This is a genomic window from Micromonospora sp. NPDC092111 (genome assembly GCF_044755745.1).
GTDB lineage: Bacteria > Actinomycetota > Actinomycetes > Mycobacteriales > Micromonosporaceae > Micromonospora.
The window spans coordinates 47,007-64,917 of the sequence record NZ_JBIVRQ010000006.1; the positions used below are offsets into that span (position 1 = coordinate 47,007).

Below are 17,911 nucleotides of genomic sequence, written 5' to 3' on the forward strand. Positions count from 1 at the left end.
GACTCCGGCTCTCGCCGCCGGGTCAGGTCAGCGAACTGTCGCCCTGGCCGCCCAGACCGTCGTCGGGGCCGACCGTGCCGCCCTGGGTCAGTTCGGCGAGGGTGCCCAGTCGGGTGATGGTCGGGGACCGGTAGCCCGTGACGTCCGGTGTGGTCGGCGCATCGTCGAGGTCGCGAATCGCATCCATGTCGGCTCCTTACTCAGGGTAGGTGTTTGTCCAGCCTGCGCCCATTATGGAGCTGACTGGGTGATCGTTGCTGATGATAATGGTAAAAAAAGGTATTCATGCCGTTTCCGCGCCGGCCGTGGTGGGCGGGGCATGGTCGTCGTCGGCACAACGTCTCGGCAGCGCAGGAGGTTATCCCCGCTGCGGGCCTGGTCGCCCCGCCTCCTGCGGCGGGCGGCGCGGACCGGTGGACTTCGCCTGCCACAACCTTGCTGCGCGGGTCGGAAGGGTCGGTGGTGTCCCGGTGCGCCGCGAGCTGCGCGGCTCTGGTTCCCCCGCGATCAATTCGCCTATAGTGCCGCATTACGGGACATCGGATGGTCGGCGAGTGACCGGGTGTCGTGACTGCGGGAGGCACGGATGGCGCAGTACCGGCCGCCGGGACCACGGCGATCACCAGCGACCCCCGACCCGGACGCCGGCACCACCCTCGGGCCGGGGCCGTCGCCGTGGCGGCGGTACGCCATGACCGACGCCGACGAGGTGTTCGCCTTCGTCCGGGCCACCTTCGCCGACATCACCGTCAAGACGTCCGCCGCCGGTGCCGAGGGCGTGGAGCTGCGGGGCATCGGCGCCATGCTCGGCGACGTCGCGTTGAACGGGCTGCGGTGCACGGCCCGGACCCGGCTGGAGCGCCGGTCGCCCGACCTGGTCAACGTCGTCTTCGTACGCGGTGGACGGTTCGTCGTCGCCAACCGGCGCGACGTCGACCAGGTGGCACCCGGCCACGTGGTGCTCCTGCCGCCGGACCTCACCCTCGAACTCGACCTCGACGCGGTCGAGTCGTTCACCGTCGGACTACCCCGGGCGCTGGTCGACGAGGTCGCCGACAGCCGACCCGGAGACACCGGCGGGCGGGTGCGCTTCGAGGCGACCTGCCCGGTGTCGGCCGGCCTGGAGCGGCACTGGCTGGGGACGCTGTCGTACGTGCGGCAGGTGGTGCTGGCCGACGCGGAGCTGGCCGCCAACCCGCTGATCGTCGGGCAGACCCGGCACCTGCTCGCCTCGGCGGCGCTCGCCGCCTTCCCGAACACCGCCGCCGTCCCCGGCCGCAGCGACCCGGGGCACGTCTCGCCGGCGGTGGTACGCCGCGCGATGGGGTACGTGGAAGCCCACGCCGACCGGTACGTGTCGCTGGCGGAGATGGCGGAGGCCGCCGGGGTGTCCCCCCGGGCGTTGCAGTACGCGTTCCGCCGCCACCAGGGCACCACCCCCGCCCGGTACGCCCGCCGGATCCGGCTGGACGGTGCCCACCGGGATCTACGGGCCGGCGACCCGGGGGCCGGTGACACGGTCACGGCGATCGCCGCCCGGTGGGGCTTCGTGGACGCGAAGCGGTTCGCCACCGACTACCACGCCGTCTACGGCCAGCCGCCGAGCCGTACGCTGCGTGCCTGAGCGGCGGGCGACGCCAGCGGTGGGGTGGCCGACCGGGTCACGCTCGGCCACCCGCCGCGCCACCGGCCGCCGCGTCCGGACCGAGGATGGCCGGCAGTCCGAACGCCGGGAACACGGTGACGTCCAGGAACGACGTCACCTGCGCGATCCGCCCGTCCCGCAGGGTCAGCACGTTGACCGACCAGGGCAGGTACGGGCCGGTGTCGCCCCGGCGCAGGTAGCCGGCCACCGCCACCTGGCCGTTGGCGGTGGTCGACCGGTGCCGCCAGGTGCCGCAGGTGGTCAACGGCAGGGCCCGGGCGAACTTCAGCACCGCGTCGACCCCCGCGTACCAGTGCGGTATCGGCGGCATCGACCAGGTGACGTCCTCGGTGAGCAGGGCGACCAGGGCATCGGCGTCGCCGTTCTCCAGGGCGGTGGCGTAGCCGGTGGCGACCTCACGCAGCCGGGCGTCGCCGAGCGCGCGCAGCGTCCGCTGCTGGCTGCGGGCGGGCACCCGCTCGGCGACGATCCGGCGGGCCCGGGCCAGGGCCGAGTTGACCGAGGTGGTGGAGGTGCCCATCATGGCCGCGATCTCCGCGGCGGAGAAGCCCAGCACGTCGAACAGGAGCAGCGCGGCCCGCTGGTTGCCGGGCAGATGCTGGAGCGCCGCGACGAACGCGAGCTCCACGGCCTCGCGCTGCTCGTAGCGGGCGTCGGGGGCGGCCGGAGCGGCGGTCAGGGCGGCGTCCGGATAGGGGCCGAGCCACCGGACGTGCTCGGCGGCGGGGACCTCCGCGACGACCTGCTCGCTGGCCGGCCCGAGGTCGACCGGAAGCGCCCGCCGGCCCCGCCCGGTGGCGAGGTCGAGGCAGGTGCGGGTGGCGACGGTGTAGAGCCAGGACCGCAGCGAGCTGCGTCCCTCGAACCGGGGCAGGCCACGCCAGGCCCGCAGCAGCGCCTCCTGGAGTGCGTCGTCGGCGTCGTGCGGCGAGCCGAGCATCCGGTAGCAGTGCGCGTGCAGCTCCGGGCGCAGCGGCGCGACGAGCGTGGTGAACGCGGCGTCGTCCCCGGCCCGGGCCCGGGCCAGCGCCGCCTCGTGGTCGTCGGTCGCGGCGTCGACGGAAATCACCCTCACGAGCGACGATTCTGCCCCACGCCGGCAGTCTGCATCGTGTACGCGCCAATGCGCCACGACCCGGAGGACCCGAATGAGCAGCACACCCACCACGCCGGTCAGCACCGCCACCCTGGAGGTGCCGGACGGCACCCTCCACTACGAGGTACGGGGGCAGGGCCCGGTGGTGGCGTTGGTGGCCGCCCCGATGGACGCCCGGGCCTTCGCGCCGCTGGCCGATCTGCTGGCCGTCGACCACACCGTGCTCACCACCGATCCGCGCGGCATCCTCCGCAGCCGGCTGCACGACCCAAAGCAGGACTCCACGCCCGAGCTGCGGGCCGACGACCTGGCCCGGCTGCTCGCCCACCTCGACGCCGGCCCGGCGGCCGTGCTCGGCTCCAGCGGCGGCGCGGTAACCGTGCTGGCCCTCGCCGAGGCGCACCCCGAGTGGGCGCACACCGTGGTCGCCCACGAGCCACCGCTGCTCGGCCTCCTCGACGACCGGGACGACCTCTTCGCCCGGGAGGACGACATGATCGGGACCTATCTCGCCGGGGACCGGCTGGGCGCGGGGCGCAAGTTCCTCGCCCTCGCCAACATCCGGCTGCCGGAGGAGATGGTGGTGGGCATGTTCGGCGGTGAGCCCGACCCGCAGGCCGCCGCCGACGAGCGCTTCCAGTACGTCCACATGATCCGTGGGACGACCCGCTTCCGGCCCGACGTGGCGGCGCTGCGTGCCGGGCCGACCCGGGTGGTGGTCGGCCTCGGCGAGGAGTCGACCGGGGAGATCTGCGAGCGCACCTCCCACGCGCTGGCCAGCGCGCTGGGGACCACGCCCACGCTGTTCCCCGGCGGGCACATCGGCTTCGTCGACGATCCGGCGGTCTTCGCCGACCGGCTGCGCAAGGTTCTCGCCGGGTAGCCGTCGGCAGTCAGGCGGGCAGCCCGGCCGCCACCTGCGCGCGCAGGTCGGCGAACTCACCGGCGGCGGCTGCCACCCGTCGGAACCGACCGGGCCGGCGGTGCTGGTCGAGAGACACGGGGCACTCGACCAGCACCGCCGACCCGGTCGGTCGACGGGGTGGGCTCCGGCGGCCGGTCACCCGGCCGCCGGGCCCACTGCTCAGGATCCGGACATCCGGCGTCGGTAGAGGAGCATCAGCAGGGCCGCGCCGGTGGCCACGGCGATGCTGCCGACTCCGGTCAGCACGGGAACCAGCCCACCGCCGCCGCTGCCGCCGGTGACCGGCAGCTCGCTGTGGGTGTGGGTGGGTCGGCCGGTCGGGCGGCCCGTGGGCTGGCCGGTCGGAGTGCCCGTGGGCTGGCCGGTCGGAGTACCGGTCGGCTGGCCGGTCGGAGTGCTGGTGGGGGTGCTGGTGGGGGTGCCCGTCGGGGTGCCGGTCGGCTGGAGGCAGACAGGTTCGGTGATGGTGTTGGTGTCGAGGGTGACCGCGCCGGTCTCGGCCAGCGCACGACCCTGGAGGGTGGCGCCGGTGGTCATGGTGATCGAGGCCTGGGCCAGGATGTTGCCCATGAACCGGGTGCCGGTGCCGATCGTCGCCGAGCTGCCGACCTGCCAGTAGACGTTGCAGGGTGAGCTGCCGTTGATGAACACGACGCTGCTGTTCGAGGCCGTGGTCAGGGTCGAGTCGATCTGGAAGATGAACACCGCCGCCGGGTCGCCCTGACTGTTGAGGATGAGCTGCCCGGTGAGCTGCGCGGCGCCGATCCGGTAGACCCCGGGCGTGAGGGTGGTGCCGCCGAGTTCGGCGGGGAGGCTGGTGAACGGGGTCCGTCCGGCGGCGTCGTTGTACGCGGTGGTCAGGTCGTTCTTGGCCTGTAGGGCGACGGCGTCGCCGAGGTGGGTCTCACCGCCGACGATCCCCGGCGGGAAGCCGGGCGCGGTGTTGCCGGGGGAGACGCCGAGGCTCTGTCCCAGGAAGCTGGGGCCGGTGTTGGTGACGGTGGAACCGGCCAGCACGGAGAAGTTCGCCGCCGTTCCCAGGTTGACCGGTGCCTCGGCGGCGCTCGCGCCGGTGCCACTGACGATCAGTACGGCGACGGCTGCGGCGCAGGCGGTGGTGGCCGCCAGTGCCGACAGTGCGGCGCGTCGAAGGCGGCGCAATGGGTTGACTGTCACGGTGTGCCCTTTCGCGAATGCATCCCGCCGGACGCCGGCAGAGCGGCGTGGGAGACCGCACCGGATTCGGAGGTGCGTAATCGGACTTTGACACACTTAGGGCTATAAAGTTTGCATAACGGTTAGATGTGGGGTGGCCACGGGCCGGCCGAGGTGGCGTACCCGCAGGTGCACGTGGTGCGGATCATCCAGACGGCGGACGCCGCCCACCCGCGACTGTGAAAGGCTTGCGCCGTGCGGCACTCGACCACGACCGGCCTGCTGGTGCTCGTCGGCGTGCTCGCCCTCGCCACCGCCCTCGGCTGGTGGTGGCAGCGCCGCGACGGCCGGATCCGCCCGACCGCCGGCGCGCCCGCCGGCCCCGACACCGCCCCGCCGCCGGCCCTCGCCGCGCTGGGCGTCCGCACCGGAGTCGTCACCCTGGTGCAGTTCTCGTCGGCCCGCTGCGCGCCCTGCCGGGCCACCCGCCGCGTCCTGGCCGACGTCGAGGCCCGGGTCGACGGGGTCCACCTGCGGGAGGTCGACGCCGAGCGGCACCTCGACGCCGTCCGCGAGCTGGCCGTCTGGCGCACCCCGACGGTGCTGGTGGTGGACACCACCGGCCGGGTCGTCCAGCGCGCCACCGGCGTGCCGGACCGGGACGAGCTGGTCGCCGCGCTCCGGCCGCTGCTCGTCGGGGCCACCCGGTGACCGGCGCCGCGTTGACCCGCAGGCGGACCGTGGACCACGGCCGGTTGTCGGCGAGCCTCTGTCCGCCGGCCCCGGCCGCCTGAACCCCGCCCACCCGCGCCGGCCCCGTCCCCGGGGCACCGGCGTCGCCCGCGTTGAACGGAACCCCCATGCTGCTCGACCCCCGTGCGCCGCGATTCGCCGCCGCCGTCACCACCGTCGTCCTCGCCGCCGCCCTCGTCACCGGATCGCCCGTGCTGCTGATCGCGCAGGCGGTGGTCTTCGCGGTGACCGCGGCCAACCCCCGCCTCGGCCCCTACGGCCTGCTCTACCGGGCCGTCGTCGCGCCCCGGATCGCCCCGCCCACCGAACTCGAACCCGCCGCGCCGGTGCGCTTCGCGCAGCTCGTCGGGCTGGTCTTCGTGGTGGTCGCGGCGGTCGGCCAGCTCGCCGGCGTACCGGTGGTCGGGCTCGCCGCGACCGGCGCGGCGCTGGCCGCGGCGTTCCTCAACGCGGCCTTCGACCTCTGCCTCGGCTGTGCCGGATACCTCGCCCTGCGCCGGCTGGCCGGCCGGCCGATGGCCGCCCGGGTGCCGACCGGCCTGTCCTGACTGCCCGGTTCAGGCGTCGAGGAACTCGTCGACCATCGGGGCCAGCCAGTGCGCCCGCTGCGGCACCGTGCCGTGGGTCGTGCCGGGCAGGACCGCCAGCCGGCACCCGGGCAGGCCGACCAGGTCACCGGCCACCCCACCACCGAGCAGCCGGAACATCTCCACCGCGTGTTCGGGCCGGACGATGTCGGAGTCGGCGAGCACGATCATCGTCGGGGCGGCGAGGGCCCGGATGGCCGACGCCGGCCACTGCGGCAGATCGGCGTCCAGGCGCCTGACCTTGGCGACCAGCGCCGGCCAGCCCGCCGGGTCGGGCGCGGTACGCAGGTACGCCTCGTGCAACTCCGAGCCGTGCAGATGTTCGGGTTCCAGGTCCCCGATGCCGTCCAGCAGACCCGGGTGCAGCCCACCCGGGTGGAACGTCACCGAGGCGAGCACGAGCCGGCCGACCCGCGCCGCGTGGTCGGTGCCCAGCCGCAGCGCCACCGCCGCACCCATGCTCCAGCCGAACACGTCCGCGACCGCCACGCCCAGGTGGTCGAGCAGCCCGACGACGTCGGCGGCGAGGGCGTCGACGGTGAGCGGACGGTCGACGTCCGGCGTGTGGCCGTGGGCCTGGAGTTCGACCGCGATGACCGGGCGGTGCTGCGCCAGCAGCGGCAGGATCGTGCCGAACGACGTGCCGATGCCGGAGAGCGCGCCGTGGATCAGCACCACCGGACGGCCGGCCGCGACGCCGTGCGACTCGTAGTAGAGGGACAGGCCGTTGACGGGTGCGTAGCTCATGGCAGCACCGTGCGCCGCGACCCTTACGGATCCCTTCCGGTGCGCTTACCGCTTGTAGGGTGACGCGCATGCGATTCGGCGTCCTCGGGCCACTCGCCGTCAGCACCGACGCCGGCGAGCCCGTCACCGTCCCGGGCGTCAAGGTCCGTGCCCTCCTCGCCGACCTGCTCGCCCACCGGAACCGGGTGGTGGCGACGGACCGGCTGATCGACGACCTGTGGGGCGACGACCCGCCCGCCAACGCCGCCGCCGCGTTGCAGGTGCGCGTGTCGCAGCTACGCAAGGCCCTCAACGACGCCGAGCCGGGGGCGCGGGACCTGGTCGAGTCCCGCCCACCGGGGTACGCGCTGCGCACCGACGCCGTCGACGCGGACCGGTTCACCGAACTCGCCGCCGCACCCGACGCGGCGAGCCTCACCGAGGCGCTGCGGCTGTGGCGCGGTGAGCCGTACGCGGACGTCGCCGACGCGGAGTGGGTCCGCGCCGAGGCCACCCGCCTCGCCGAGGCCCGGCTGGTGGTGCTGGAGAAGCTGGCCGACGCCCGGCTCGCCCGGGGCGAGCACGCGCTCGTCGCCACGGAGCTGGCCGAGCTGGTGGCACGGCACCCGCTGCGCGAGAGCCTGCGCGCGTTGCAGCTACGCGCCCTGTACGCGGCCGGCCGGCAGGCCGAGGCGCTGGACAGCTACGCGGACCTGCGTCGGCGACTCGCCGACGAGCTGGGCCTGGACCCCGGGCCGGAGCTGGTCGCGCTGCACCGGCGGATCCTGGAGCAGGACGCCGGCCTGAGCCGCCCGCCGAACGCCGCGCTGATCCGCAACAGCCTGCCCGCCCGGCTCGACGAGCTGGTCGGCCGGGCGGAGGCGCTGGCCGAACTGCGTACGCTGGTGCCGCGGCGGCGACTGGTCACGCTGACCGGCCCGGGTGGGATCGGCAAGACCCGGCTCGCCACCGAGGTCGCCCGTGAACAGTCCTACCCGGACGGCGTGCACCTGGTCGAGCTGACCGCGCTGCGGCCCGGTGGGACCGCCGTCGCCGAGCTGGTGCTGGCCGCCCTCGACGCGCGGGAGACCACCGGCGCGGGGGTGGCCCCGGACGACCAGCTCGTCGCCCTGCTGCGGCACCGGCGGATGCTGCTGCTGCTGGACAACTGCGAGCACGTGATCGAGCCGGCCGCCGCGCTGGTCGGCCGGCTGCTGCGCGAGGCCGCCGACCTCACCGTGCTGGCGACCAGCCGGGAGCCGCTCGGGCTGGCCGGAGAGCTGCTGTGGGAGGTGCCACCGCTGCCGGTGCCCGCCGACGGGCGGGACCTGGACGCGGTCCGGCGGTCGGCGGCGGCCCGGCTCTTCGCCGCCCGGGCCGCCGCCCAGCAGCGCAGCTTCCGCCTGGACGAGCGGACCGGACCGGACGTCGCGCAGCTCTGCCGCCGGCTGGACGGGCTGCCGCTCGCCCTGGAACTGGCCGCGACCCGGGTCCGCGCGCTCGGCCTCGCCGGGGTGGTCGAGCGGCTGGACGACCGGTTCCGGCTGCTCAGCACCGGCCAGCGGGACGTGCCGGAGCGGCAGCGCACGCTGACCGCGGTGATCGGCTGGAGCTGGGACCTGCTGGCCGACGAGGAACGGGCGGTGCTCGCCCGGCTGGCCGTGCACAGCGACGGCTGCACGCTGGAGGCGGCCGAGATGGTCTGCGACGCCACCGTGGACGTACTGGCCCGGCTCGTCGACCGGTCGCTGGTGGTGCTGGACGAGTCCGGTGCCGCCCCGCGCTACCGGCTGCTGGAGTCGGTCGCCGCGTTCGCCCTGGACCGCCTCGCCGACGCCGACCCGGTCCGGGCCCGGCACGCGGCCTACTACACCGGGCTCGCCGAGCAGGCCGATCCGCTGCTGCGCGGTCCCCACCAGCGGCAGTGGCTGACCCGGCTCGACGCGGAGGCCGGCAACCTGCGGGCTGCGCTCACGTACGGCGCCGGACTGCGGCTGGCCAACGCCCTCACCTGGTACTGGTTCCTGCGCGGCCGGCTCACCGAGGCCCGGCGGGCGCTGGCGCTCGACGGTGACGCCGCGGCCCGCGCCCGGGCCGCCGGGTGGCGGGCCGGGTTCGCGCTGTTGCAGGGCGACCCGGTCCCACCGGCCGAGATCGAGGCGGCCCTGGCGGGGTACGCCGACGGCCGGGTCACCTGGTTCGTGGCGGCGGCGCTCGTCGACCGCAGCGAGCTGACGTGGGCAGCGGAGCTGCTGGCCCGGGCGCGGACCGCCGGTGCCGACGACCCGTGGGTGGAGGCGGCGGTGTGCGTGACCCGCGCCATGCTCGCCCACGCCGCGAGTGATCTCATCGCGCTGGAGCGGGAGGGCGCGCGGGCCGCCGCCCTCTTCGCCGACCTGGGCGACGCGTGGGGCCGGTTGCAGGCCACCGACTGGGTCGGCGGGCTGGCCGAGCTGACCGGCGAGTACGAGCGGGCCGCCGGCCTGCACCGCGAGGGTCTGCGCTGGGCGCAGGAGTTGGCGTTGTGGCCCGAGGTCGGCAGCAAACTGTCCTGGCTGGCCTGGATCGCGGTGCAGACCCGCGACTACCGGCAGGCGCGCGAGTTGGCCGGCCGCGCCCACCGGCTGGCCGTCGAGCAGAATTCCCCCACCGCGCAGGTCTTCGCCGAGCTGAGCCTCGGTATCGCCGCCCGCCGTGCCGGCCAGCGCGACGTCGCCGTGGCACACCTGGAACACCTGGTCGAGGTGGGCGGCGACGACGCGCTGTTCCTGCCGATGGTGCTGATCGAACTGGGGTACGCCGTCGCGGACCGTGACCGGGCGCGGGCGCTGACGTTGCACGCCCGCGCGTTCGACGTCGCCGTGGCGATCGGCGCCCCGCGCGACGCGGTCGCGGCGTTGGCGGGGCTGGCCTCGGCCGTACCGGAGCCGGCGGTGGCGGCCCGGCTCCTCGGTGCGGCGGCGGCGGCGCGGACCGCCGCGCGGGTGCCGGCCACGCCGGGGGAGCGCGACGAGATCGACCGGGCGGCCGCGTGGTGCGAGGCGGCGCTCGGCGCTGCGGAGTTCGCCACCATGTACCGGGCCGGGCACGACCTGGACCCGGGGGAGGCCCGGGCCCAGGTCGAGTCGGGCCTCGCTACGCGGTGACCGGCCGGTAGGACGCGATGATCACGCCGCTCTTCGTCACCTTGGTGTCGACCAGGGCGAGCGTCGTCGGGAGTTCGCCCAGCGGGGCGCTGACCGAGGGGCCGCCCTGGAGCACCGGGTGGATCCAGAACCGGACCTCGTCCACCAGCCCGGCCCGGACCAGGGCGTGGGTGACCACGCCGTAGCCGTACATCAGGATGTCCTTGCCGTCGCGGGCCTTCAGCTTGTTGACCTCCTCGATCAGGTCGCCCTGCAACACCTCGGTGTTGTTCCACTCCGGGTCGGTCAGGGTGGTCGAGGCGACGTACTTCTTGACGTTGTTGAAGTAGGCCGCGCCGGTGGTCGGGTCGTTCTCGTCCCGGGTCGGCCAGGCGGCGGCGAAGCCGTCGTAGGTGTGCCGGCCCATCAGCAGCGCGTCGGCCGCGTCGGTCTGCATGCCGGCGAAGGCGGCGGCCTCGTCGTCGAAGTACGGCATGGTCCACGCCGGGTTCTCGATGACGCCGTCGAGGGCGAGGTAGGTCGAGTTGATGATCCTGCGCATGGTGCACTCCTGAATTCGCCGGTCGCTGTCGTTGCACCACGGACATTGCCAGGCCCCGCTTACGGTTTCCTTCAGGTGCGCTTGTGCGACCGCAGGCGGTCGTCGGCTTCGGCGCGTTGCCCAGCCCCTGGCGAGCCGACGAAGAGCAGTGGCCACCCCTTCGCTCACTATGGGTTATATTGACGATATTCGTTGAATGAGGTGGAGGTGTTCGCCGTGAGAGTCCGTTCGATGCTCGTGGCCGCGGTCGTGATGGGGGTCGCGGCGACCGGTGCCGGCACCGTGGCGCTCGCCGGCGCCGTACCGGCCGGTCCCGCTCCGGTCGCCGCCCAGGCCGTCGGTGACTTCGACTTCACCAGTCCGCAGGTGGTCGCCAGCGGCCTCCAGGTGCCCTGGGGGATGGACTTCCTGCCGGACGGCAGCGCCCTGGTGGCGCTGCGCAACTCCGCCCAGGTGGTTCGGGTACGTCCCGGCCAGACCCCCGAGCCGGTGGCACAGATCTCCGGCGTGACCCCGGACGGCGAGGGGGGCCTGCTCGGCCTCGCGGTCTCCCCGGGCTACGTCCAGGACGGCTACGTCTACGTCTACCTCACCACCGCCACGGACAACCGGATCGTCCGGTTCCGGCTCACCGCCCCACAGAACCAGGAGCCGATTCTCACCGGCCTGGCCCGGGCCTCCATCCACAACGGTGGCCGGATCGCCTTCGGGCCGGACGGCATGCTGTACGCCGGGGTCGGCGACGCGGGACAGACGGCCAACGCGCAGAATCCGCAGAGCCGCAACGGCAAGATCCTGCGGATCCGGCCGGACGGTTCGGTCCCGCCGGACAACCCGTCCGCCGGATCCCTGGTCTACAGCCTCGGACACCGCAACGTGCAGGGGCTGACCTGGGACGCCCAGGGGCGGCTCTACGCCAGCGAGTTCGGGCAGAACACCTGGGACGAGGTCAACCTCATCGTCGCCGGCGGCAACTACGGCTGGCCGACGGTCGAGGGTCGGGGCAACGACCCCCGGTTCCGTGATCCGCTGATCGTCTGGGCGACCGCCCAGGCGTCCCCGAGCGGCGCGGCGATCGCCGGCAACCGGCTCTTCGTGGCCGCCCTTCGCGGCAGCCGACTGTGGAACGTACCGCTCGACGGCGCCGGCGGGGTGGGCACCCCGGTGGCCGAACTGGTCGGGACGTACGGACGCCTGCGCACCGTCGAGTACGGCCCGGACGGCTGGCTCTGGGTCACCACCAGCAACCGCGACGGGCGTGGGTCCCCGGCGGCGGCCGACGACCGCATCCTGCGCTTCCCGCCGCGCGACGGTTCGACGCCCCAGCCCACGACGGCACCGCCCACCACGGCACCGCCCACCACCACCCCGCCCACCACGGCACCGCCCACGACCGCCCCGCCCACCACGGCACCGCCGACCTCGTGCCTGGTCTCCTGGACCCCCAACCAGTGGAGCGGCGGGTTCACCGCGGACGTGCGGATCACCAACCGTGGGCCGGCCCTGACCGGCTGGGCGTTGACCTGGTCGTTCGGCGCCGACCAGCGGATCACCAGTGCCTGGAACGCGCAGGTGACCCAGACCGGCGTCAACGTCACCGCCCGCAACGTCGCCTGGAACGGCAACCTGCCGCAGGGTGGCACGGTGAGCTTCGGCTTCCAGGCCAGCTACGGCACGAGCAACCCGCGTCCCGACGGATTCCAGCTCAACGGGGCCGGATGCCAGGTGGCCCAGTCGGCCCAACCCCTGGACTGACGGCGTCGGGCGGCCGGCTCACGATGGCCTGCCGCGGACCGGTGCCGGCCCGCCACCGCCGTGGCGGACCGGCACCGGCTGGGTGCCGAGCGGGGGCAGGGATCAGCCCTTGACGGCTCCGATGAGTACGCCCTTGACGAAGTGCCGCTGGATGAAGGGGTAGACGGCGACGATGGGCGCGACGGTGAGGACGACCACGGCCATCTTGATCGCCTCGGTGGGCGGCATGTTGACCCCCGCGGTCCCGCCCGCGGTGTGTGGCGCCTGACCGGCCAGCAGATAGCTCTGCAACACCCGCTGGATCGGGTACATGTCGTTGCGGTCGATGAACAGCAGCGCGTCGAACCAGACGTTCCAGTAGCTGACCGCGTAGAACAGGCCGACGACGGCGATGACCGCTCTGGCCAGCGGCAGGACGATGCGGGTCAGGGTACGGAAGTCGTTGGCCCCGTCGATCCGGGCGCTGTCCAGGAGTTCGGCGGGGATGCCCTGGAAGAAGCCACGGACGACGACCAGGTTGAAGACGCTGATCGCGGGCGGCAGGACGAGCGCCCAGATGGTGTCCTTGAGGCCCAGGCCGGTGACCACCAGATACTTCGGCACCAGCGGCGGGTAGACCAGGAAGGGGATCAGGAAGTAGGCGAGCAGCCACCGGTACCCGAGTGAGCCGGGTCGGGACAGGCCGTACGCGGCGAGGACGGTGACGGTCAGCGCCACCGCGGTGCCGATGACCGTGACCAGCGTGCTGATCCACAGCGCCCGGGTGACGGCGCCGCCGGCGAAGATGGTCTCGTAGGCCGACGTGTCGATCCCCCTGGGGATGACGACGATGCCGCCGGCCTGGGCGAGGGTCTCGCGCGAGGACAGGCTGGTCACCAGGATCACCCAGAGCGGGAACAGCACACTGAGCACCAGCAGGGTGAGCAGGACGGCCTTGACGCCCTGGCCGACCGCGGTCGGCTGCTCCTCCCACACCGGTCGGCGGTTGCGCCCCGGGCGCGGCTTCACCACGACGGTCTCGGTCATGACTGTGAGTAGATCCCTCGTTCGCCGAGCAGGTGCGCGACTCGGTTGGCGGCCAGGATCAGGCAGAGCCCGACCGCGGCCTTGAACAGCCCGGCCGCGGCACCGTAGCCGTAGTTACCGGTGGCGATGGAGAAGTGGTAGACGAAGGTGTCGAGGACCTCGGAGGCCTGCCGGCCCACGGCATCGCGTTGCAGGAGGAACTGCTCGAAGCCGACCGAGAGCGCGTCACCCAGGCGCAGGATGAGCAGCAGCACGATCACCGGGCGCAGGCCGGGCAGGGTGATGTGCCACAGCCGTCGCCATCGCCCGGCGCCGTCGGCGGCGGCCGCCTCGTAGAGGTTCTGGTCGATGGTCGACAGCGCGGCGAGGAAGACGATGGTGCCCCAGCCGACGTCCTTCCAGACCGCCTCGGCGGTCACCAGGAGGATGAACGTGTCCGGGTTGGTCATCACGTTCCACGGTTCGAGCCCCGCCTCGCGCATGGTCTGCGACAGCAGGCCGGCACCACCGAGCATGGCGACGAAGAAGCTGACCACCAGCACCCAGCTGAAGAAGTGCGGCAGGTACACGACGGTCTGGATGAAGCCGCGCAGTCTGCTGGAGAGCAGGTTGTGCAGCATGATCGCCAGGACGACCGGCACGGGGAAGAAGAAGACGAGCTGGAACGCGGTGATCGCGAGGGTGTTGCGGAACGCGTCCCAGAACGCCGGGTCCTCGAAGAGGAGCTGGAACTGGCCGAACCCGATCCAGTTGCTGTGCAGGAACGCCTCCAGCGGGTCGCCGCCCAGGTACGGGTTGTAGTCCTGGAAGGCGATGACGTTGCCGAGGATCGGTACGTAGCTGAAGATCAGCAGGATCACGAAGCCCGGCGCCACCATGGCCAGCAGTTGCCAGTCGCGCCGCAGCCGGGCCCGCAGCGGCGGGCGTCCGCGCCGGCCGGGCGGGCGGGCGGTGCCGGCCGGTGGTGTCGACCCGCCGGGCCGGGTCCGTGGGGACCCGGCCGCGACGGTTGTCTCGGGTGAACTCATCGCCCAGCCTCGGACAGCGCCGTGGCGAGCAGTTGCCTCGCCTCGTCGCCTCCGTTGGCCTTCCACTCCTGCACGATGCTGTCCAGGTCGGACAGCGGGCGACGCCCCCGCAGGACGTCGGTGAACTTGTCCTCCGTCGGCACCTGGTTGGCCTTGTACGTGGCCGGCATCTCCAGCTTCAGCCCGTCCCAGGGGTCCTTTTCCAGGTGCTTGACCATCTCGTTGGAGTACGCCACGGCGTCCCGCACGAAGTTGGGGGTGTCCGGGAACGGCCCGATCGTGGGGTTGCGGCCGCTGATGAAGAAGTACTGGTTCGCGATCTCCTTGAACGCCAGGTCGGTCTTGACCGGGCCGTTCGGCGTCCTGGTGTGGTGCTTGCCCTCGACCCCGTAGTCCCGTAGCTGCGCCTCCTGGGAGCCCAGCGGCGCGGAGCACCAGTTGATGATCCGCAGCAGCTCCTCGACCCGGTCCTTGCCGAGGCCCTTCTTGACGAAGGTGTAGGAGATCGGTTCGTCGTCACCCCACACCAGGGGGTCACCGCCGGTGGCGGAGAAGACGGGCACCGGCTGGATGTTGAGGCTGGGGTTGACCTTCTGGTGCTCGGCCTGGGCGCCCTGCCAGAAGCCGACGCCGTTCTGGGTGAAGACGATGGCGCCGTTCTTGGCGAACAGTTGGACGGAGTCCGCGCCCTTGCTGGCGACGAGGTCCGGATGCACCAGGCCGTCCCGGTAGATCTTGGCCATCACCTCCAGTGCCTGCCGGAACTCCGGGGTCTCGTACTTGAACTCGGGCGTGCCGTCGGACTTCAGCCGCCACCCGCCCTTGGAGCCGGGCACCTTGTGGTACATCTGGATCATGGCGAAGATGTCGCTGAACGCCCAGACGTTCTTGGCCGGGTCGGTGACCTGCCTGCCGATGGTCAGCAACTCGTCGAGCGAGGTGGGGGTGGCCAGGCTACGCGCGTCCAGCAGGTCCTTGCGGCTGAACAGCGCGTACGGGAACGGCCCGTCGGTGGGGTTGGGCACGGCCGCCAACCGCTCGTTCCAGATCGCGTTGCGCCAGGACCCGGTCGGGAACGTGGCCAGCATCGGGTAGGCGTTGACCGCGTCGCCCCGGAGGTGGTCGGTCAGGTCCTCGAAGAGGACCTTGATGGCCTCGGAGAAGCGCGGGATCTTCTCCACCTCCCAGCCCGGGATGCACAGCAGGTCGGGGACGTCCCGCGCGCCGAGCATGGCGTTGAGCTTGTCGGCATAGGTGTTGCCGTCCTGGATGGTGAAGTTGACCGGCGTGCCCAGCTCCGCGTTCACCGCCTGGAGGTAGGCGCTCTGGGCGATCCCGGGTGGGGCCGGACCCCACGCCGGGGTCATCGCGGTGATCTGCTTGCCGCTGGTGCCCGGCCGTTCGGTGATCGCGTCGACGAGCGTGCCGGGGTATGTGGTGTAACCGTCGGGCACGGGACGCGTGCCGAGGACGTCCGGCTTGATGCTCTGGGCCAGGTCCTTGTGCGTCGGCAACAGGTTCGCGAGCTTGTCGAGGTTCTGCGCGGCGCCGGTGCCGGCCGGCTTCTCGCTGCATCCGGCGAGCAGTGGCCCGCCGGCGGCGGCCGCCGTGCCCAGGCCCACCAGGCCGAGGAAGTGCCGGCGCGAGGCTTTCGCGCCGGGATTCTGGGGTGTCATCGGTCCCCCTTCGAGAAGGGCTGTCTAGAGAGGAGTCGCACGCTGGGTGAACTAGTTGGTCTGGATACTAAACAAACTAATGGACGGCGGGAGGCTCCTACAAGAGGGATCGATGCCCCGGACGGAACGGCGTCCCGAGGGGTTGCCCTGGCCACCAGAAGGCTCCACGCCGGACGCTCGACGTCCGCGGCCGTCGACAGGCGCTCCGGCGCTCCAGCGCGGTGCCGACCGGCCCTCGGTCGGCGGCGGCCCACCCGTCGTGCCCGATTCGGGGGTCCCCCTGTGCCGAGCCGGTCACCAGAACAGCCCTTGGCTGTTGATGGTCTTCCCTGGACAGGAAGGCCATCAGCCAAGGGCTGTTTCCGTGACCGGTCGGGTCCCCGCCGGACCTCGAAGGTCAACGAGCGCGCGAGGACTTCACCCTTCTAGCGGCTCCGCCGCCGCGTCGTGCTCTGCTCCGGAAGCGCCTGGTAGTGCCCCACCCCGGCGGCCGGGGCGGACCGGAAGGTACGCACCGAGCTGGTCGATGCCCCGATCGCCGACCTGGCCGACTCCACTTCGGCCCGGAGCGTGCTCACCTCCGCGGCCAACCCGTCGTATTCCATGCCCTTGGCCTTCTTGGCCGACGGCTTGGTTCCCCACTTGGCGATCTGGGTCGCCATCTGCGCCACGTCGATGGCGAACTTGGCGGTCTCCTTGTTGTTGCCTTCCTCCATCGCCAGGTCGACGGCCGTCCGGCCGACCGAGATCGCAAAGCTCGCGACGTTGGCCGCGATGTAGTAGGGATTCTTCACCTCCCCGGTCTGGTAGGACCGGATGCCTTCGGCTGCCGTCGTTCCCAACGAGGTGACGGCGTTGGTGATCTCGATGCCTAGCTGCGCCTTCTCGTTCTGGAACGCGTAACTGTTGATCGAGGACCCGAAGGTGGTGATGGTGGTGGAGATGGCGCTGAGATCCGCGATCACGCTGTCGGCATCCGGATGGGATCTCTTGCCCAGCCCGGAGAGTGAATCCTTCAACCACTTCGACAGGTCCCGGGCCGGTGGCGCCTGCTGCGACTCAAGATCGTATTCTGGCACTGATCTCCCCTTCTGCTGGAACGATTCCTTGCTCGGTCAACGGATGCGTCGGCAGCCCGACCGCGTAGCCGGGCGGGATCTGCGCCCGGTTGTCGGCGTCTCGTGCGGACGGCGCACGACAAGGGCCATCAGTCATCGATGTACGGGACCTCCTGCTCCCGGTGGGATCCCCGCCGGCACCCCGCGAACGGGCCGGACGGGTCACGGAGCGACTGCATGACCGGAGCGAGAAAGTCCCGATGCCACAGCGCCGGACCCGACAGGGGGGCCTTCGGCCCGGTGTTTTCCTGCCAGGCCAGCCACAGTCCATGGAACTGGGCGACCGCCTCCGGGTGCTGCGACCATTCCGGACACCACGGAGAACCGGAGGTCACCTCACGGCCGTACACCGGGACCAGAAGATTGTTCACCCACGTGGTCAGCTCATCCAATTCCTCCTGGTAGTCGCGGCCACTGAGATACAGGATGAAGAACGGTTTTCCGGACTCCTGGCCGCCGGGCGGCCCCGACTGCGACGAAGCCCCTGGCGAACCGGTGACCGTACGTTCGGCCTCCTGCACGACCTGCGTCATGGTGCTGCTCCGATCCGGCTCCGCATGCCGACTGTTCCCGCCCCGACGGATGCGGGACCGTCCCGGTTCACCGACCTGCCATCCTTTTTCGGCGAATGACCGGTGGCGTGCTCGCCTCGGCAGGGCGCCGGTCCTGCCCGCGTTGAACCGCCGGCACCCCGGTTCGTAGAAGGGGGCCGG

The 17,911-nt window shown here is 72.4% G+C and carries 16 protein-coding genes and 1 pseudogene; 7 read left to right on the plus strand and 10 right to left on the minus strand.

Features of this window, described 5'->3' with window-relative positions; genetic code table 11:
- Window positions 1-22 precede the first annotated feature (22 nt).
- Window positions 23-187 carry a lasso RiPP family leader peptide-containing protein gene (locus tag ACIQG9_RS14565; protein ID WP_400401800.1) on the minus strand — a complete coding sequence of 55 codons (165 nt, stop codon included), beginning with the start codon at window positions 185-187 and terminating at the stop codon, window positions 23-25.
- Between the two features lie 399 nt (window positions 188-586).
- On the opposite strand from ACIQG9_RS14565, the gene ACIQG9_RS14570 reads away from it, so the two are divergent.
- A complete protein-coding gene (locus ACIQG9_RS14570; protein WP_400401803.1) occupies window positions 587-1,624 on the plus strand; it encodes an AraC family transcriptional regulator in 1,038 nt (345 codons plus the stop codon).
- Between the two features lie 37 nt (window positions 1,625-1,661).
- Here ACIQG9_RS14570 and ACIQG9_RS14575 read toward each other — a convergent pair whose 3' ends face one another.
- Window positions 1,662-2,741 (minus strand): sigma-70 family RNA polymerase sigma factor, encoded by a 1,080-nt coding sequence (locus tag ACIQG9_RS14575; protein ID WP_400401805.1) that lies wholly within the window; start codon window positions 2,739-2,741, stop codon window positions 1,662-1,664.
- A gap of 73 nt (window positions 2,742-2,814) precedes the next feature.
- Between ACIQG9_RS14575 and ACIQG9_RS14580 the strand changes: the two genes are divergently transcribed.
- Window positions 2,815-3,645: an alpha/beta fold hydrolase gene (locus tag ACIQG9_RS14580; protein ID WP_400401808.1), complete on the plus strand. Its 831-nt coding sequence runs from the start codon at window positions 2,815-2,817 to the stop codon at window positions 3,643-3,645.
- A 201-nt stretch (window positions 3,646-3,846) separates the two neighbouring features.
- Here ACIQG9_RS14580 and ACIQG9_RS14585 read toward each other — a convergent pair whose 3' ends face one another.
- Entirely contained in the window at window positions 3,847-4,863 is a 1,017-nt protein-coding gene (locus ACIQG9_RS14585; protein WP_400401811.1) for an ice-binding family protein, read from the minus strand.
- 234 nt (window positions 4,864-5,097) lie between these two features.
- Here ACIQG9_RS14585 and ACIQG9_RS14590 point away from each other — a divergent pair, with 234 nt between their 5' ends.
- The gene (locus ACIQG9_RS14590; protein WP_400401814.1) at window positions 5,098-5,553 is read left to right on the plus strand and encodes a TlpA family protein disulfide reductase; all 456 of its coding nucleotides are present in this window, start codon (window positions 5,098-5,100) and stop codon (window positions 5,551-5,553) included.
- 149 nt (window positions 5,554-5,702) lie between these two features.
- Complete coding sequence (locus ACIQG9_RS14595) at window positions 5,703-6,143, plus strand: DUF4395 domain-containing protein (RefSeq protein ID WP_400401817.1); 441 nt, start codon at window positions 5,703-5,705, stop codon at window positions 6,141-6,143.
- 9 nt (window positions 6,144-6,152) lie between these two features.
- On the opposite strand, the gene ACIQG9_RS14600 is transcribed toward ACIQG9_RS14595, so the two are convergent.
- Window positions 6,153-6,929 carry an alpha/beta fold hydrolase gene (locus ACIQG9_RS14600; protein ID WP_400401820.1) on the minus strand — a complete coding sequence of 259 codons (777 nt, stop codon included), beginning with the start codon at window positions 6,927-6,929 and terminating at the stop codon, window positions 6,153-6,155.
- A gap of 68 nt (window positions 6,930-6,997) precedes the next feature.
- Here ACIQG9_RS14600 and ACIQG9_RS14605 point away from each other — a divergent pair, with 68 nt between their 5' ends.
- Window positions 6,998-10,054 carry a BTAD domain-containing putative transcriptional regulator gene (locus ACIQG9_RS14605; RefSeq protein WP_400401823.1) on the plus strand — a complete coding sequence of 1,019 codons (3,057 nt, stop codon included), beginning with the start codon at window positions 6,998-7,000 and terminating at the stop codon, window positions 10,052-10,054.
- On the opposite strand, the gene ACIQG9_RS14610 is transcribed toward ACIQG9_RS14605, so the two are convergent.
- Complete coding sequence (locus ACIQG9_RS14610; protein WP_400401826.1) at window positions 10,044-10,595, minus strand: dihydrofolate reductase family protein; 552 nt, start codon at window positions 10,593-10,595, stop codon at window positions 10,044-10,046. The genes ACIQG9_RS14605 and ACIQG9_RS14610 overlap by 11 nt on opposite strands.
- A gap of 252 nt (window positions 10,596-10,847) precedes the next feature.
- Here ACIQG9_RS14610 and ACIQG9_RS14615 point away from each other — a divergent pair.
- Both ACIQG9_RS14615 and ACIQG9_RS14620 read left to right on the plus strand, forming a co-directional pair.
- A pseudogene (locus tag ACIQG9_RS14615) lies at window positions 10,848-11,909 on the plus strand (PQQ-dependent sugar dehydrogenase); the annotation flags it as partial.
- A gap of 114 nt (window positions 11,910-12,023) precedes the next feature.
- Window positions 12,024-12,350: a cellulose binding domain-containing protein gene (locus ACIQG9_RS14620; RefSeq protein ID WP_400402443.1), complete on the plus strand. Its 327-nt coding sequence runs from the start codon at window positions 12,024-12,026 to the stop codon at window positions 12,348-12,350.
- A gap of 102 nt (window positions 12,351-12,452) precedes the next feature.
- Here the strand turns inward: ACIQG9_RS14620 and ACIQG9_RS14625 are convergent, their stop codons facing one another.
- The 5 genes from ACIQG9_RS14625 to ACIQG9_RS14645 form a co-directional block, all read right to left on the minus strand.
- A complete protein-coding gene (locus ACIQG9_RS14625) occupies window positions 12,453-13,376 on the minus strand; it encodes a carbohydrate ABC transporter permease (RefSeq protein WP_400401829.1) in 924 nt (307 codons plus the stop codon).
- Window positions 13,373-14,404, minus strand: a complete 1,032-nt coding sequence (locus ACIQG9_RS14630) for an ABC transporter permease (RefSeq protein WP_400401832.1) — start codon at window positions 14,402-14,404, stop codon at window positions 13,373-13,375. Before ACIQG9_RS14630 ends, ACIQG9_RS14625 begins: the two co-directional genes overlap by 4 nt.
- Window positions 14,401-16,080 (minus strand): extracellular solute-binding protein, encoded by a 1,680-nt coding sequence (locus ACIQG9_RS14635; protein ID WP_400401835.1) that lies wholly within the window; start codon window positions 16,078-16,080, stop codon window positions 14,401-14,403. The genes ACIQG9_RS14630 and ACIQG9_RS14635 overlap by 4 nt, the downstream gene beginning before the upstream one ends.
- A gap of 425 nt (window positions 16,081-16,505) precedes the next feature.
- Window positions 16,506-17,159, minus strand: coding sequence for a hypothetical protein (locus tag ACIQG9_RS14640; RefSeq protein WP_400401837.1), 654 nt, complete (start codon window positions 17,157-17,159; stop codon window positions 16,506-16,508).
- A gap of 128 nt (window positions 17,160-17,287) precedes the next feature.
- The gene (locus ACIQG9_RS14645; RefSeq protein ID WP_400401840.1) at window positions 17,288-17,731 is read right to left on the minus strand and encodes a DUF4913 domain-containing protein; all 444 of its coding nucleotides are present in this window, start codon (window positions 17,729-17,731) and stop codon (window positions 17,288-17,290) included.
- Between the last annotated feature and the right edge of the window lie 180 nt (window positions 17,732-17,911).